Source organism: Pseudobacteriovorax antillogorgiicola (assembly GCF_900177345.1).
Classification (GTDB): Bacteria; Bdellovibrionota_B; Oligoflexia; order Oligoflexales; family Oligoflexaceae; genus Pseudobacteriovorax; species Pseudobacteriovorax antillogorgiicola.
In genome coordinates this window covers 153,847-168,297 of sequence record NZ_FWZT01000007.1, presented here as the reverse complement: position 1 = coordinate 168,297, position 14,451 = coordinate 153,847, and the positions used below count along the sequence as shown (strand labels likewise).

Genomic DNA, 14,451 nt, shown 5'->3' with positions numbered 1-14,451 from the left:
AGATTCTGTATCCTTTAGGAATCAAGAAACTATATGCTCAGAGGCTCTCTAAGGTCCTTAGAATACAGCGATTAGTCGATCATTTTCTTCCTGGGTGCCGATGCTGACTCGCAAGCAGCCTGCTAAGCCAGGGCCCTTGCTCATATTTCTAACCAGAATACCCTTCTCTATTAGGTGCCGATAAGCCTTATCACAGGCGTCCGCTTGCAGCCATTGCAACAACAAAAAGTTCGCTTTGGAGTTAAAAACACGGAAGCCACCATCAGCAGCTTTCTTTGAAAGAGCTTGATAGATCCGATCTCTTTCGCTAACGGCGTTCTCAATATTCTTCTTCACAAAGGCCTGCATCTCATCGTCACTCAAGATGATTTTCGCCGCCTCCATTGAAAAATGATTGAGCAAATATGGTAGGCGAAGCTTCTTAACTTGCTCGATAATTGCCGCAGGTGCCATGAGGTAGCCTAAGCGCACGCCAGCAGCCCCCATAGTTTTGGACATTGTTCTTAGGATCATGAGATTGCTATATTTCGCCATCAGGTGGGTATAAGGCTGATCGTTGAACTCATAGTAAGCTTCATCAGCTAAGAACATGGTTTTCGGGTTCTGAGCAAGCATGGTTTCAAGCATTTCAGGGGAGATACTTGTTCCCGTTGGATTGTTTGGGCTCGCAAAGACAACAAACGAACCATCGGGAAGCTCAGGCAGACGATCGAGCTGATACTCAAAGTTCTCGTCAAGATCCCATGTTTCGTAGGGAATCCCGGCGTAGTTGCAGTGCATTTCAAACAAGGCAAATGAAGGTCTCGCTACCACCACTTTGCCAGACAGGCTTTTGGCCATCGCATCAAACACCAGGGGGATCATCATATTCGAACCAGGGCTGGTGAGCAGGCAGTTTGCTGGAACACCAACATAATCAGAAAGTCGTTGGTGCAGTTCCTCTCCTATGGGTTCTGGATAGCGATTCCAAGGTTTCTCCGCAACGCGATCTAATATTTTCTTCTTCAAGTGCTGTGGCCAATCCCAAGGGCTCTCATTTTGGTCGAGCTTCACATCAACCACTGGAGTATCGATCTTATAGGCTTTTGCTTCTAGTAGGGTTGGATAAAAGTAGCTTTCGAGCCACGTTTGATCTGGTGTCTTAGGGGTAATTTTTTCTTGACTCATAGGATTCTCCTAGTGAAGAAGACCACGCTTGCGCAATTGGTCGTATACAATTATCGAGACTGCGTTGGATAGATTCAAGCTTCTCACCTCCGGATGAAACATGGGAATCCGGTAAAGCTGGTGAGCATAAGTCTCATGAAAGGATTCTGGAAGACCCGATGTTTCTTGCCCGAAAACCAGTAGCTCCGTATCTTCCGGAACCTGAGTGTAATCTGCATCAGCAAACTTTGTAAAAAAGGCTACCTTACCATGACACTGCCTATAAACCGACTCAAACTGATCGTGAATTTCCAAGTCCAGACATGGCCAGTAGTCAAGCCCGGGTCGCCGCAAGTTTTTATCGCTCATGGAAAACCCAAAAGGTTTCACTAGATGTAAACGGCATGCGGTAGCAGCTGCCAACCGCCCTATATTGCCGGTATTCTGTGGAATTTCCGGCTGAAATAGGCAGATTTGCGGATGTCCTTGTCTCACTTAACACCTCGTGGAGCATCGGGGCTTAGGCCCTCTTTTTTCTCAGCCCGTTTTTTAGCTTTTTGAAAGGAGATTCGGAATCGCCAAAATGAGATCAGATTCACAAGAATATGGCCGATTAAAGAGGGTAGAATCAAGCCAGTTGCCTCGTAAGTCCAACCGAATACTAGGCCACTTAAAAAGGCAATCAGCGCCCAAACCCCAAACTGTTGGGCGGGACCTAGGTGTAAAACTGCAAATAATGCTGCTGTGAGAACTACTCCTGCTGAGGGCTGGATCGCGGTCCGAAATAAAATCTCCTCGGACACAGCGGATAGCAAAGCTAGATAAATCGCCCCAGGCCAAGTCATCCTGCCCATTAGGCCAACCATAACACGCTTCAAGGCACGGTAGCTTGGGAAAAAGTCTTCAAATAGATACGCCATTACAGCAAGAACGCCAGCTGTTAACAACCCAAGAGAGATTACTTCCCAATTGGCATAGTCAGGGCTCGACAGGGCCCAAGATCTTGCCATATTGTCGTGATGAAAATAAGAAACCATCAAACCGACAGCGCCAATACAGAGGTAGAACATACTTGAATTCTTCAGTAATTGAGCCTGGTTAAAGCTCTCTTCAGGTGATTCTTTGTGTTCCATAATCCCTCATACTCTCGATTTTACACAGACCCGATTGTCTTAATAGTTTTTTACTCAAAAATCACTTAGTTTTAAGGCCCAAGGAGGAAAGATATGCAACGAATCGTAGTCACCTGTTACGTCATTATCGCCAATATATGCCTAGGACAAGCTCCAAAAAACCTGATCCAAGAGGTGCGGCAGCAACTATCCCAGTCCTCGGTGAAAGACTTGTCGCCGTGGCAGGAGAACCTAAAGAAGCTTGAAGCCATTCAAGGAAAAGAAAAGTTTGATCAATCAAAGCTGGTCACGAGCATCAACCTTGCTCTAGCAGCGGGCGGTATTGCAGGCCCGAGTCTTGTCCCTCAAGGCAACCTGATTACGGAACAGCATAGCCAGATGCAAAGCCCGTATTATTCCGGCGTGATTACCGAGCGCAAAGGGCGTTACTTCTATGTCAAATACGTAGTTCCTAAGTCCCCGGCGGCCAAGCTTGGCTTGCGTCGTGGGGATCGACTGGATCAAGATATTCCTTTCGCCAGTGCAAAGCTACAATCCCTGACCCTCATGGTGAAAAAGTCACCGTTGGACCAAGCACTCAAAGTCTCCCTAAGCTTTGCCCCGAGCCCTGATCAATTGCTTACACAGTGGACCTTGGCTAGCGAAACTGTTATCCCCCTCAACAAGAAACATAGCGCAAGCTATCTTCATCTCATTGACTGCTCGTCATCCAGCAGTCCGATTCTAAAAAATCACCTTGACCGCAGCCGAAGTCGCTCCCAAAGCGTTATCATCGATCTTCGGGACAGTTCGTGTGACGACGAAGATCAAGCCCTGAGCAACTTGCTCGCTAGCCCACTGAAGGATACCCCTATTTACCTGTTGAGCAATCATCGGACACGACAGGGAGCCGAACGCTTGCTCGCACGAATTAAGGAAAAGCGTCCGCAGACGTTTACAATTGGTGAACTTACAGCAGGTCAGTGGGCGAATCGGAGCGCGCAGGTGCTATCTTCTGGATTGATTTTATTGATTCCGGAGCGCAAGGTCGTGCAAGCGGGTTTCCAGCCTGATCATATCCTGAAAGATGGCCTACTATTTAGCGAGGGCAACGACCAACTTCTGCAAGGAGCACTCTCTTGGATCAAAGATCAAAATTCATAAAAGACGTTTAAATAGAAACTTGAGTAGGTGGAGAAATCAGGATTTTCTTGACGAAAAGCATCATTAAGGCTGAAGTTGCGGGGCCGATAGACGGTGGTGTGAAAGCCAAGCTTGGCATTTAGGCTAAGCCACTCAAAAGGCTGTGCAATGGCGCCAAACGCGCTATTGGTTTGCTCCGCATCAGCCTCATAGTAATTTGGTGTTTCACTACCTTCTAAGGTGATGTCATCCACATAGCCAGTGATAGCCTGGAAGCCACCACTACCAAAAAGAGAAACCCCCTCAAAAACTGGATAGGATAAGACCGCTTCAACGCGATCAACCCCTGTTCCATAGGTATCGATGAAATCTGTTTGCCGCGGCCGGGTAACGATTCCATTCGGCTTGTTTCGATTCAATATCCGGGCTCGAATTTGGGTTTCTAAGTCACCAAAGTTTAAACCGAGGCGCATGCCAAATGATTGCAACTCCCCATAGCCATTCATCGCTTCCAAGCCAAGATCACTTAAGAGCCAGCGATATGGATTGCTCGACACATAAATATCACCCACCCGGTTTGTTATCATAGCGTCAGCTGCGATGTTAAATGGCTCTCCTTCCCAAGCCAAGCCAGCTCCGAAGCTGGTTTCCACAGTTTGCGTACCCAAGCCCTCGTCGGTGCGCTCACCTCCTAATAGGTTGAACGTAAATTCAAGGGCATTCTTATTTAGCTGGAATGATAGGTCAGCAAATCGATTCGACCAAACCACCCCATCATCGCTCTGAGGCCCGTGTTCTTCAATGTAGGCTGATATTTGAACATGCGTCATAGGGGTGAGACTCCAGCTTAAATAAGGCTCTAGCCAGCCACTTAGATAAGCCTCGGATAGGCTCGTTTTTTCCGTCCTGATAAACGAGCCTGTGGTCTGTTCCAAAGTAATAAAAGACGAAGCCGTCGAATCAAATGAAACCTCACCATATCCTAATTTAGCCCGCAAGCCGAAGGTGCTTTGCTGATCTCGACCAAAACTAGACATAAGTCCCAGCTCTAAAGATTCACGATGGGCGATCACATCCAAGGTTTCATTTACAAAACCATGGTTTTCCATGGTCCGACTCAATTGATTGAGACGCAGATCTGCCTTTACGGAAAGCGATCGCGACTCCGGTTCAGTCAATTCAGCTGCCTTATCTTGGAAGACAAATTTTTGAGGCGGAGGTGTGGGTTGAATCACCATGGCTTTCGGCCCACTACCAGGGCTTGCGACTCCGGTACCTGATGAACTGATGATGCTTCGCAGCTCTTCGTTTCGGCGCTTTTTAATGGCTACCAGCATCCGAGCCTTATTGCGCTTCATAATCGGCAGGAGTTTATCATCATCTGCCCTCAGGAGAAACTTCTTGGCAGGATACCAGCGTTTCATTCGAAAATAACTAACTCCAAGGAAGTAGGCTGCCAATGGTCGGTAAGGGCTTTTTCGTGGTACTTTCTTAAAGCCATAGACCGCCTTTTTCCACTGCTTCGCAGCATAATAGCTAGCGCCCCAAGCGTAGCCCGCATCGCGACTCAACTCACGATAGTTCATCCGATCAAAAACATCTCGCGCCTGGCTAAACTTACCACGCTGAAAGTAGACGAGGGCCAACAACTCTAAAGCTGAACTTCGGTTTGGAAACTCCCGGATCAGTGGCACCAGCACCTTGCCAGCCTTGCGATATTGCTGATTGTCATAATATGATTGAGCCTGACGAAATCGTTGATCAAACGTTTGGCCAAGGACGGGCATGCTTAGCAGGCTGATTAAGAATAAAAGCCTTGCCATCGACTCCTCCGAAGCTAATGTAGAAAGCGAAGACTCGGGCTCCGCTCCCTCATCTTGACTTCCGCTTGCTCAAGCTTTCCTTCGTTCTGGATGATCAGTTGGAAAAACTTAATCTCTTCTCGATAGTCAAACTTCGTAGTAAAGCCTCGCTGTGGCACATTCTGAATGCTACTTTTAAAGTCTTCTAACTTCTGCCCTTGGAGGGACGAGTTATTCGCAAGCATAAGCCGTGCTTCTCGCAGCCTTTGCCTTTCCCCTATTAGACGTTTCCAATCTCGGCCAAAGCTCATGCTTTCGCTGCACTGTGCTACCGCTTCAGAATCTGCGGAACTTTCGATGCAGCTCAGCACCCAAAGGCTGCCGGACATTTGATATTCTTCTTCTTCACCGAGCATGCTAAGTTCGTCGATATGGTTGAGATTCCATTTTAGCCTTGATAACACCACTTTCGTTTCAAGGTCGGATTCAGCATCAGTGGAGGTTTCTAAAGACTTAACAGCCATCTTTAAACAAGCCTCATAATAGTTGCGTGGCTCGATCCAATAGGGATGACGAACTCTCTGACCAATCCAGCGTGGGTCCCAAAGCAAGACTTTTGCCCAATCCTGCTGAGGCAGTGACTTCCCTTCTAAAAAATCTGTCCACTGATTTCTGCTTTTTTGCCAGCGGTCTTTCCAAGCATCTAAGGAGCAGTCGAGAGGCGAAAAGTGAGCATCCTTGCCCCTCAGCTTCTTTGCTGAAAGCCCTTCCCAGCTACCATTTTTTGCAAAAGATACGGCACGAACATAGGGTATCCACAATAGGTAGGAGCGCCTTTTCTTCAAGGCGCGATTGATATCAACCCGATGTCGATCCATAAATGCTTCAAACGTTGGATTGTAGCTTTCGCCATAATAAAAAAGAGCCTGTGCGAACGTAGGGTCTTGAAAGAGCATTTTCAATTGGTGAACTTTTTTCTCGCGCACCACATAGACCCCTAAGAAAATCAACGCTGCGACGACCAAAAATAAAATCGATTTGATCAAAAGCGACAGACTTCGACGATGAATCGAATCAAGACTTTCTGCACCTGGTATGGTGCGAGGCTCTGGCTCCGTACTTCCCCAGCCGGACAGCATTTCTTTCTTGATCAGGTTTGCTAGCTCTGGATAAATGCGATTGACTCGCTCTAGGTCGTCAAAAGCGACCCAAGGTTTGTTGCTAGAGGCGATTTCATCCTGTAGGCCAAACTCCATGCGTCGATAGGAATCGCGAACCTCTTTTAAGGTCACCGGGCCGATGAAGCGTTCCATATCCACGCGAATGAGATAGAGCTTGTCTGACATCAGTCTCTTAGCACTCCTGAAATAGCCACTGTAATATTGTCCTGCCCACCGTTTCTATTTGCTGTGTCCACAAGGAGCTTTGGTAAATGATGTAATTGATGGGAATTTGCCTGTACGATTTTTCGAATTTCGCTGTCACTCACCATCGACGTAAGGCCGTCAGAGCAAGTGATCAAGATCTCACCAGGTTTGAGATTGATCTCGTAAATATCAACATCACACTCTTCGGCCAAGCCCAGAGCACGAACCAAAGCTCCTGGCTTTGAATTATTCATCAGAGTTTCATCAGGAAGCCATCCCCGTTCTACATAGTTTTCAATGTTGTGGTCGAATGTCAGCTGCCACATGTTCGCCTTATAGTAAAGGTAGGTTCGACTATCACCGAGATGGCAAATGTAGGCTTTCTCACCAACAAACAAAAGACAGTTAAGGGTCGTTGCCAAACCTTCTACTTCGCTATGTTTTTTGCCGTGTTTGATGATGGACTGGTTGACTTTATCGATGCTCTTGATCAAGAAGGGTGAGACTTCCTCGTGACGCAAACTGTCACAGGAAAGGTAGGCCTGCTTCATGCCATCGACGGCCATCTTAGAAGCAACCTCTCCTCCCTTACGACCACCGATTCCATCAGCAACGACCACCAAGCCATGTTCAGAACTGACATAAAGGCTATCTTGGTTGTTTTTTCGGGTGCGACCAATATCTGTCTTACCGTAGATGACGATTCGCAAAGGGAGACTCCTTGGATTCTTCTAAAACTATCATCGGAACCAACGGCAAGAGCCTTAGCTGACTCTAAGAAATGAATCATTCCTACGCGCGGTAAGGCACCAAGAAGAGATTTTAATTTGGCTATTCTTGTGATTCCGACAAGTCCGGTAGGTAGACCCACCCTTGGTCTTCTTCGAACTCGTTGCTCGCCTGGGTCACACGGTTCTCAAAAAATAGACAAGAAATAACGCCACAAACAAAGGCATGAAAGTTCTCGGCACTGGCTATGACCTCTTCGGCATGATTCAGCTGAACCCACTTCCGCTGATGCAATGCTTCGAAAATAAGCGACCGATTTTTTCTGCCAATGCCGAACGATCCGTAGCCCATAGCCCACTCCTGTGGCAGAGCTAGCTGACTTGCTAATTGTCGCAGTGACAGCGGCACCGAGGTTTCCCGCAGCTTCATGTTGGGTCGCCACGAGTGGATACGTCGCTGGAGAGTTTTGGCCCGCACTACCAGTGGAGCCATATTTGCGCTATAACTAGGCTCCTGCAAATGCGCTGGATCTGCGGCCCAGCGCCTGACGTCCCAAACTCTTTGGGTCTGTGGATTAATTGGGCGTTTACGACGACGACCGCGGCCATTGTTACTGACGATTGACTGCATGAAGGCAACGCCAAGATCATCACAGGCATCAACACCGGGACATGCTGGCCTCGTGCAGCGAACGCATGGTGGCTCGGTTACAGGGCAGTCGACAAATACATATTCGGGCTTCGTTGCCTTCAATATGTCTAGCAATCGTTCGTCCGAGAACAGCCCGCCGATAGCGCCAATCTTGTCGAATACATGCGTAATCTTTAGGTTGCCATCCCTCAGACCCCCTGTCATTATCACAACTGAAGTTTTATGGGCATTTGGCCCAGACAGATGAATACCTGCGTATGTTTGGAGACTACTTTCGCTCAATGATACCGATCCCAGATATTAGGCAATGGAAGAGTCGTGCGCCGGTCGTATTGTGTTTCCTTGTCGTAATGTGCCTCTGCTCCGTGGCGATAAGTCCCAGCCTATTGTTTGGACAAAGTCTCATTGAACAGGGTAATAAAGAATTTATCAATAAAAACTACAGTCTCGCTTTAGACTATTATCGCAAACATCTGCGCTCAAATCCAAAGGATTTTGAGGTGTGGTCGCTGCTAGGAGCGTCCTACTATCATGTGGGTCAGGTCCGTCGCTCGCTCAAGGCTCTACGAAAAGCCAACCCCCATACTAAAAATCAAAGCCAAAACATGTACTATCAGGGGATTGGCTACGATGCTCTTGGGCAACCCAATCGCGCCCGGCGATATCTCGTTTTCGCTGCAAACTTCAAAGACCCTTTTGGTGCCCTCGCCATGATCGAACTGGCTGGTATGGAGTACGACGAGCGAAATTTCAAAAGAACCCGCTACTGGGCGAAACGTTACTTGAAGCAGTTTCCGGACGGTAGTTATCAAAGCGCTATGAAAGACTTACTAGCGAAAGTCAAGCAAGGGCAATACATCCCACTTTCCTATACCCAACGAAGGCAGTATCAAGTCTCTCAGTTCACAAATCACCGTCTTTCCCTGTACGATAAACCGCACTTTTGGATCTTTCAGGCTGGAGCAGACTATGCGACGGGCACGCGCTCAAACCCGGCAATTCAAGACCAGATGCCAGTGGTGGAAACCGGTGCTGGCTTTGAAGAAACCGCTATCAATCTACTCGCTGGATTTGGTTTAGGGCCTATTCAAAGAGAAGATACTGCCATCACTTTGGGCTATATCTACGTTCAAGATTGGTTCACGAATTCAGAGCGAATCGCAGTCTATTTCGAAGATTTAAGTGACTTCAACTACTTTCCATACCGACCAGACCTTCAGGAAAGGCATCATAAACTGTTTGGTGAAGTGGTCACTGCCATCGCTCCAAAGTGGGACCTAGGTCTCTACGGCCATATTCAAGTCACCCGCTCGGGCTCAAGTCTCTACCCCGCTCCAGAAAGGCCAGAGATCAGACAAGCGATCGATGTCTCTCAAGAATCAAGTGTGATTCCGTGGATGGCCTGGCGCATATCCAATAAGCACCAACTAAAATTCTATCTGACTCTCAATAAGACCATCGATCTAGAGCAAGACGCCAATTCCAAGCAAACTTACAGCTTTTTTTCTTCAAAAGATCCATTTGTAAGTTTTGGCCTGGGATATAATGGCCTTTATCTTTCAAAAACGTTAACTTTCTACAGCGAGCTATACCAGTATAGACTCCTGACGAACAACTACTGGGACGAGTACGAACGCTTTGGCTTATATGTGAGTGCAAAGTACCGCCTTACCCCTGAGTGGCATTTCTTATTGAAAGGCTCCTACTATCAAGACGACTATATCTACGATCAAATTAAAAGTGGCTCATGTGAATTCGGAGAAGGTGCAAGTATCTCAGTGGAAGGTGTCACATGTCCTCGCACCGACCAGGGCCTTTGGCTACAGGCAGGTATCACCCTCAGGCCTTCGCCTCACGACGCTTGGTCCGCCTACGCAGGGCTGAAAAACCATACCAATGAGCAATTAAAAGTTTATGACGAGCAGCGATATGAGGTATATTTCCAATATACCCTTGCATTTCCCTCTGTCGAGCGTGGCTCGCAGTACCTCAATTATTACGAAGGATCGTTGAATCGAAGAGAGGCCTTTTAGGATGATTACAAACCAGACGACTCTCGATACCCTAAAGGAAACAGCGCAAAGTAAGACCCCCATTTTTTTGTCAACTGATGATGTTGATGTGGTCTTTCAAACGACGATCTTGTCTGTGGAAGGGCAACACCTCATTCTGGACAATAAGGTTCCTCCTGAGCATATCTCACGGGTCGTAGCTTCTAAAAAGTTCTACCTTCAGGTTCAGATGCTTCGTATGGAAACATCGAATATTCATAGCGATGGTGCTCATATTATTTTTCCCTTAGCAAACCTTAATGAAATTGAAGATAATCGTGGAGCAAAGCGTTTCTTCTTCGAAGGGGATGACGTATTTCTTGAGGTCATCAACCCTTTCGACCAGGAAACCGTTTTAAAAAAATCTGTTATGGACATTTCCACAACGGGGATATCGATCAAGTCACCTATGAAATCCAGGCTATACGAGCCAGGCACCCGTTTCACTGATATGAAAATCTTGGTCAACGGTGAAATTTACAATCGTGCGGATGGAGAGGTTATCTACAATCGCCGCTTCCTGGATCTTCGAGGCAAGTACTACTACCAGGTTGGCCTTCGGTTCGATTCTCCAGTGCAAAACTAGGATCAAGTATGCAAAAACTCGATAAAACTCAGAAGATCTTTGTCAATCGATCTCTGAACATGGGATCTGTGACTTCAATCGGCTTCGATATGGATCACACCCTAGCTCGCTACCACCGAGAGAACTTTGAAAATCTCGCTTTTCATAAGACCCTTGAGAAATTTATTGAAGCCGGTTATCCGGAGGAACTCAAAGACTTAAAATTCAATCCCAAGTTTGTGATTCGGGGCCTTCTGGTAGATCGTAGCAAGGGTAATCTCCTCAAAGTCGATAGCCATAAGTATGTGAAAATCGCCTATCATGGCCATACCAAGCTGGAGAAGTCAGAGCGCCACCAGCTCTACAACGCTCAAGGCTACAAGGCCGATTCATTTCTTTCTGTAGACACCTTCTTTGCACTCAGTGAAGTACAGCTATTCACAGAGATTGTGGACTATATGCGTCGCCACCCAGGACTCATTAAGAAGTCGTTTCGCGAAGTCTACGCGGACCTTCGTGAGTTTATCGACTTGAGCCATCGCGATGGCAGCATAAAAGAAGAAGTCCTGCAAAACTTGGATCGCTACATTGTCAAAGACCCTGACTTACCAGGAACGTTGATCAAGCTGATCGAAGGCGGCAAGAAGCTATTCTTGCTGACCAACTCCGACTGGACCTACACCCATGCTGTGATGTCTTATCTACTAGACGGAGCCTCAGAAGATTATCCTAAGTGGCAGGATTACTTTGATTACAGCATCGTATCTGGTGGCAAGCCTAATTTTTTCACAGGCTCAAACCCCTTTTTCGAAGTCGTAGATCAAAACGGTCTCTTAAAGCAGCATAACGGTCCCTTAACACGAGGCGGACTGTATCACGGCGGCAATGCCAAGCTATTCGAAAAACTCACCGATCAAAAAGGCGATCAAATCCTATACATCGGCGATCATATCTACGGCGATATCATGCGGTCCAAGGAGCTTTTTAACTGGCGTACGCTCTTGGTGGTTGAGGAGTTGGAGGAAGAGTTCCATGCCCTCGATCAAACTCAAAATAGCATGGATCAGATTTTTTCTGAGATTACTTTAGAAGACCAGCTGGTTTCAGAGGTTCAAAATCTTCGGGGTCAGATTTACACTTGGCAGCGGCGTATGAGCTTTTGCGACAATAAGAAACAGGCTAAATATCAGCGGCGTATCGAAGAGAACCAGAAGATGATTCAAGAAAAGGAACAACAGATTGAGGAGCAGCACCTGAAGATTCGTAGTCTGGTAGCCGCCCGAGAGGATGCCTTTCACCCAATTTGGGGTGAGCTGATGCACACTGGCCTCGAAATGAGCCGGTTTGCTCAGCAAGTTGAGTCCTTTGCCTGCCTTTACTGTACAAAGATCACCAATCTGAGCTTCTATTCGCCAAACCAAAAGTTCCGATCGTTACGGGATCAGCTTCCTCACGAGCTGTAAGAATTAGGGGATTTTGGACTCTCCCAAAACCCCCTATTTTCCACAACAATCCCCCAGGCCTACTGATTCGGGCTCCGCAAAGGTTCTTCCCTAATATCATTCAAGTTTTTCCCATTCTTGCCGATACGTGGGGAGGAGATAAACCCTAAATTTTTGATTTAATTACGGGCATTTACTTTGCGAATGCAGCTTATAGGAAATCGCTACCGGATCAAGAGCCTCATTGGTGAAGGCGGGATGGCCTCAGTTTACGCCGCTATCGATGAAAAGCTAGATCGCCGGGTAGCAGTCAAGGTTCTCCATGCTCATCTCGCTCGCAACGAAGATATTCGCCAACGATTTCATCAAGAAGCAAAGTCTATTTCTGGCATCGACCATCCCAATATCATCAAAGTCTACGACTTTTCTGGCAATGATTCCGAACAGTTATGGATCGTTGCTGAAATTCTTTATGGAGTCGACCTATCTGAATACGTCCAGCGGTTTCAGGGCAATCGCTTGCACCCGATTATTGCGGCCCTCATGGCTCGCGAGATTTGCAGCGCCCTTGAGGAAGTTCATCAGAACGGGATTGTCCACCGGGATATCAAGCCTGAGAACATCATGGTGCTCGACTCCGGAGTGATTAAGTTGATGGATTTTGGTATCGCTAAGGTTGCAGCCAGCCAGAAGGCGACCCAAACGGGAACATTTATGGGCTCTCCTAGCTACATGTCTCCCGAACAAATCAAGGGGATCAAGGTTGATGTTCGTACTGATATTTATAGCTTAAATGTTCTTTTTTATGAGATTCTCACTGGCACATTACCATATGTGGGAAGTAATACTGCGGATGTGATCAATAAAATCATGATTGGCAAGTACACTCCTCCTCACCAACTTATCCAAGACCTGCCCTATGAAATTGATCAGCTGATCGTTCAAAGTCTGCAGGGTGATCGCAATAAACGTCATCCAAACATTGTCAGCTACGGTAAGGTTCTCGATAAGTTTTTGTCTGAACAGGGAATTAAAAGCAGCCCTCATGCCTTGCGAGAGTTTTTTAAAGATCCAAAGCACTTTTTTGAGCGCGTGGCTGCCAGTCGTAGCCGCCGGAACCAATCCCGCACGACTAGCAACCGTCAGCCTCGACAAGCATCTTCAAACCAGGGACAACCAACACGATCCCAAACCAGAACCAATCATCAGCAGGCAGCCCCTGCAAGTCGCTCTGCCCAGCGCCAAAAAATGCAGACTCAAGCCCCTTCCGCGATTGTTCCTCCCCAACAGGGTGAGCCATTTGCAGGGCACAATGCCAACGACGCTCAAAGACATCGGCAGACGCAGCGACAGTCAGCTCCCCCAGACTTGACCCGTCATCACCCTCAGGCGAGGCCTGCAGGTAACCGCGCTCAAACCGTTCGATCACGCTCTAGCACCAAGCGTCGCAGTCCTCCCGTTGTTCAGGTTGTTGTTCCAAAGCAAAAGAGTGGTGGTGGCTTTTGGGGGATGCTGTTAACCGCGTGTTTGATAACTGGGGTTATTTTTGGTGGCTTGGTCTTGAAGAACCGACGAGCAAACCAAAAGGTGAAGCGACAGGACATCACTGAGGTCGCGAAGAATAATACTAAGAAACCTAGGCTGAGCCGCCTATCAGACAACAGCGATGACCCTGCCTTCGAAGAGGATGACGACCGAAACCCCAACCCTAGACTCAATAACCGGCGACCTAAAACAGAGAACAAAAAAACATCTCGTGCCGCAATAAGAACAAAACCTAGCTCTCGGCCTAAAAATGTAACCGTTCAAAAGTCTACCCCTCAGGGTGCCGATGCTGAAGTGCCCCCTGAAACGGAAGCTGTTAATAACAAGTCGCCAACCATTGAAGAAAGCCCAAACCAAGCAGATCCGGCAAAACTGAGCGATCCAGCGACAGCTTCCATCGAACCGAATATCCAGCCTGTGGCTACAGGCCCTGGACGGGTTCGCATTACCAGCCTTCCAGCTGCTGAGATCTATATCAACAATCAAATGTTTGGCACGACAAACGATAAAAGCGTCGTCCGCAAGGGCATCGTTCTAGAGCCTGGAACCTACACCCTAACGCTCAAGCGCAGGGGTTATGACAATATGACTGAAAGAGTGACAGTATCCCCAGAACAAACCGTCAACCTTAATTTTATTCTTCAAAAAGGTAGCAAGCAGGTGACGCTCAACGTTCAGACCAACAAGCTACCAACCAAAGTTGAACTTGAAGCTCTCTCAGGTGATGGTTCGAAACGAACCATCAATATGGCAAAGAAAAACTCCACCATTGAGCTTACCCCTGGTAGCTATCGCATCACCGCGACTCATGGCTCCGAGCGTATCGAGCGAATGATTGACCTCAATGAGAACACCGATGCGATCACTTTTAATGCAAGGTTTAAGTAAGGGTGAATGG

General features: G+C 47.4%; 12 protein-coding genes. 5 read left to right on the top strand and 7 right to left on the bottom strand.

The window, feature by feature from the left end; genetic code table 11:
* Window positions 1-57 precede the first annotated feature (57 nt).
* From B9N89_RS11290 to B9N89_RS11280, 3 genes are read right to left on the bottom strand one after another with little or no spacing between them, the layout of a single operon-like run.
* Window positions 58-1,167: a pyridoxal phosphate-dependent aminotransferase gene (locus B9N89_RS11290; protein ID WP_132318365.1), complete on the bottom strand. Its 1,110-nt coding sequence runs from the start codon at window positions 1,165-1,167 to the stop codon at window positions 58-60.
* A 9-nt stretch (window positions 1,168-1,176) separates the two neighbouring features.
* Window positions 1,177-1,641: a tRNA (cytidine(34)-2'-O)-methyltransferase gene (locus tag B9N89_RS11285; protein WP_200820698.1), complete on the bottom strand. Its 465-nt coding sequence runs from the start codon at window positions 1,639-1,641 to the stop codon at window positions 1,177-1,179.
* A complete protein-coding gene (locus B9N89_RS11280; protein WP_132318367.1) occupies window positions 1,638-2,279 on the bottom strand; it encodes a CPBP family intramembrane glutamic endopeptidase in 642 nt (213 codons plus the stop codon). The genes B9N89_RS11285 and B9N89_RS11280 overlap by 4 nt, the downstream gene beginning before the upstream one ends.
* A gap of 93 nt (window positions 2,280-2,372) precedes the next feature.
* On the opposite strand from B9N89_RS11280, the gene B9N89_RS11275 reads away from it, so the two are divergent.
* Window positions 2,373-3,422: a S41 family peptidase gene (locus tag B9N89_RS11275; RefSeq protein ID WP_132318369.1), complete on the top strand. Its 1,050-nt coding sequence runs from the start codon at window positions 2,373-2,375 to the stop codon at window positions 3,420-3,422.
* Here B9N89_RS11275 and B9N89_RS11270 read toward each other — a convergent pair.
* The 4 genes from B9N89_RS11270 to B9N89_RS11255 all read right to left on the bottom strand — a co-directional run bounded on the left by B9N89_RS11270 (window position 3,410) and on the right by B9N89_RS11255 (window position 8,160).
* The gene (locus B9N89_RS11270) at window positions 3,410-5,224 is read right to left on the bottom strand and encodes a tetratricopeptide repeat protein (RefSeq protein ID WP_132318371.1); all 1,815 of its coding nucleotides are present in this window, start codon (window positions 5,222-5,224) and stop codon (window positions 3,410-3,412) included. The two genes, B9N89_RS11275 and B9N89_RS11270, sit on opposite strands and share 13 nt — an antisense overlap.
* A gap of 14 nt (window positions 5,225-5,238) precedes the next feature.
* A complete protein-coding gene (locus B9N89_RS11265) occupies window positions 5,239-6,549 on the bottom strand; it encodes a hypothetical protein (protein WP_132318373.1) in 1,311 nt (436 codons plus the stop codon).
* Entirely contained in the window at window positions 6,549-7,280 is a 732-nt protein-coding gene (locus B9N89_RS11260; RefSeq protein WP_132318375.1) for a PP2C family protein-serine/threonine phosphatase, read from the bottom strand. Before B9N89_RS11260 ends, B9N89_RS11265 begins: the two co-directional genes overlap by 1 nt.
* 121 nt (window positions 7,281-7,401) lie before the next feature.
* Window positions 7,402-8,160, bottom strand: a complete 759-nt coding sequence (locus B9N89_RS11255) for a hypothetical protein (RefSeq protein WP_132318377.1) — start codon at window positions 8,158-8,160, stop codon at window positions 7,402-7,404.
* 20 nt (window positions 8,161-8,180) lie between these two features.
* Here B9N89_RS11255 and B9N89_RS11250 point away from each other — a divergent pair, with 20 nt between their 5' ends.
* The 4 genes from B9N89_RS11250 to B9N89_RS11235 all read left to right on the top strand — a co-directional run bounded on the left by B9N89_RS11250 (window position 8,181) and on the right by B9N89_RS11235 (window position 14,441).
* Window positions 8,181-9,983, top strand: coding sequence for a tetratricopeptide repeat protein (locus B9N89_RS11250; RefSeq protein WP_234996094.1), 1,803 nt, complete (start codon window positions 8,181-8,183; stop codon window positions 9,981-9,983).
* 1 nt (window position 9,984) lies between these two features.
* Window positions 9,985-10,587 (top strand): hypothetical protein, encoded by a 603-nt coding sequence (locus tag B9N89_RS11245; protein WP_132318381.1) that lies wholly within the window; start codon window positions 9,985-9,987, stop codon window positions 10,585-10,587.
* An 8-nt stretch (window positions 10,588-10,595) separates the two neighbouring features.
* Complete coding sequence (locus B9N89_RS11240; RefSeq protein WP_132318383.1) at window positions 10,596-12,029, top strand: HAD-IG family 5'-nucleotidase; 1,434 nt, start codon at window positions 10,596-10,598, stop codon at window positions 12,027-12,029.
* Between the two features lie 183 nt (window positions 12,030-12,212).
* Window positions 12,213-14,441 (top strand): serine/threonine-protein kinase, encoded by a 2,229-nt coding sequence (locus B9N89_RS11235; RefSeq protein ID WP_132318385.1) that lies wholly within the window; start codon window positions 12,213-12,215, stop codon window positions 14,439-14,441.
* The last annotated feature ends 10 nt before the right edge of the window (window positions 14,442-14,451 follow it).

Bases quoted from the DNA above. Each gene is read 5' to 3' on its own strand.
- B9N89_RS11235 (WP_132318385.1), top strand. From the start codon at position 12,213: ATGCAGCTTATAGGAAATCGCTACCGGATCAAGAGCCTCATTGGTGAA.
- B9N89_RS11270 (WP_132318371.1), bottom strand. From the start codon at position 5,224: ATGGCAAGGCTTTTATTCTTAATCAGCCTGCTAAGCATGCCCGTCCTT.
- B9N89_RS11290 (WP_132318365.1), bottom strand. From the start codon at position 1,167: ATGAGTCAAGAAAAAATTACCCCTAAGACACCAGATCAAACGTGGCTC.
- B9N89_RS11265 (WP_132318373.1), bottom strand. From the start codon at position 6,549: ATGTCAGACAAGCTCTATCTCATTCGCGTGGATATGGAACGCTTCATC.
- B9N89_RS11280 (WP_132318367.1), bottom strand. From the start codon at position 2,279: ATGGAACACAAAGAATCACCTGAAGAGAGCTTTAACCAGGCTCAATTA.
- B9N89_RS11275 (WP_132318369.1), top strand. From the start codon at position 2,373: ATGCAACGAATCGTAGTCACCTGTTACGTCATTATCGCCAATATATGC.
- B9N89_RS11245 (WP_132318381.1), top strand. From the start codon at position 9,985: ATGATTACAAACCAGACGACTCTCGATACCCTAAAGGAAACAGCGCAA.
- B9N89_RS11240 (WP_132318383.1), top strand. From the start codon at position 10,596: ATGCAAAAACTCGATAAAACTCAGAAGATCTTTGTCAATCGATCTCTG.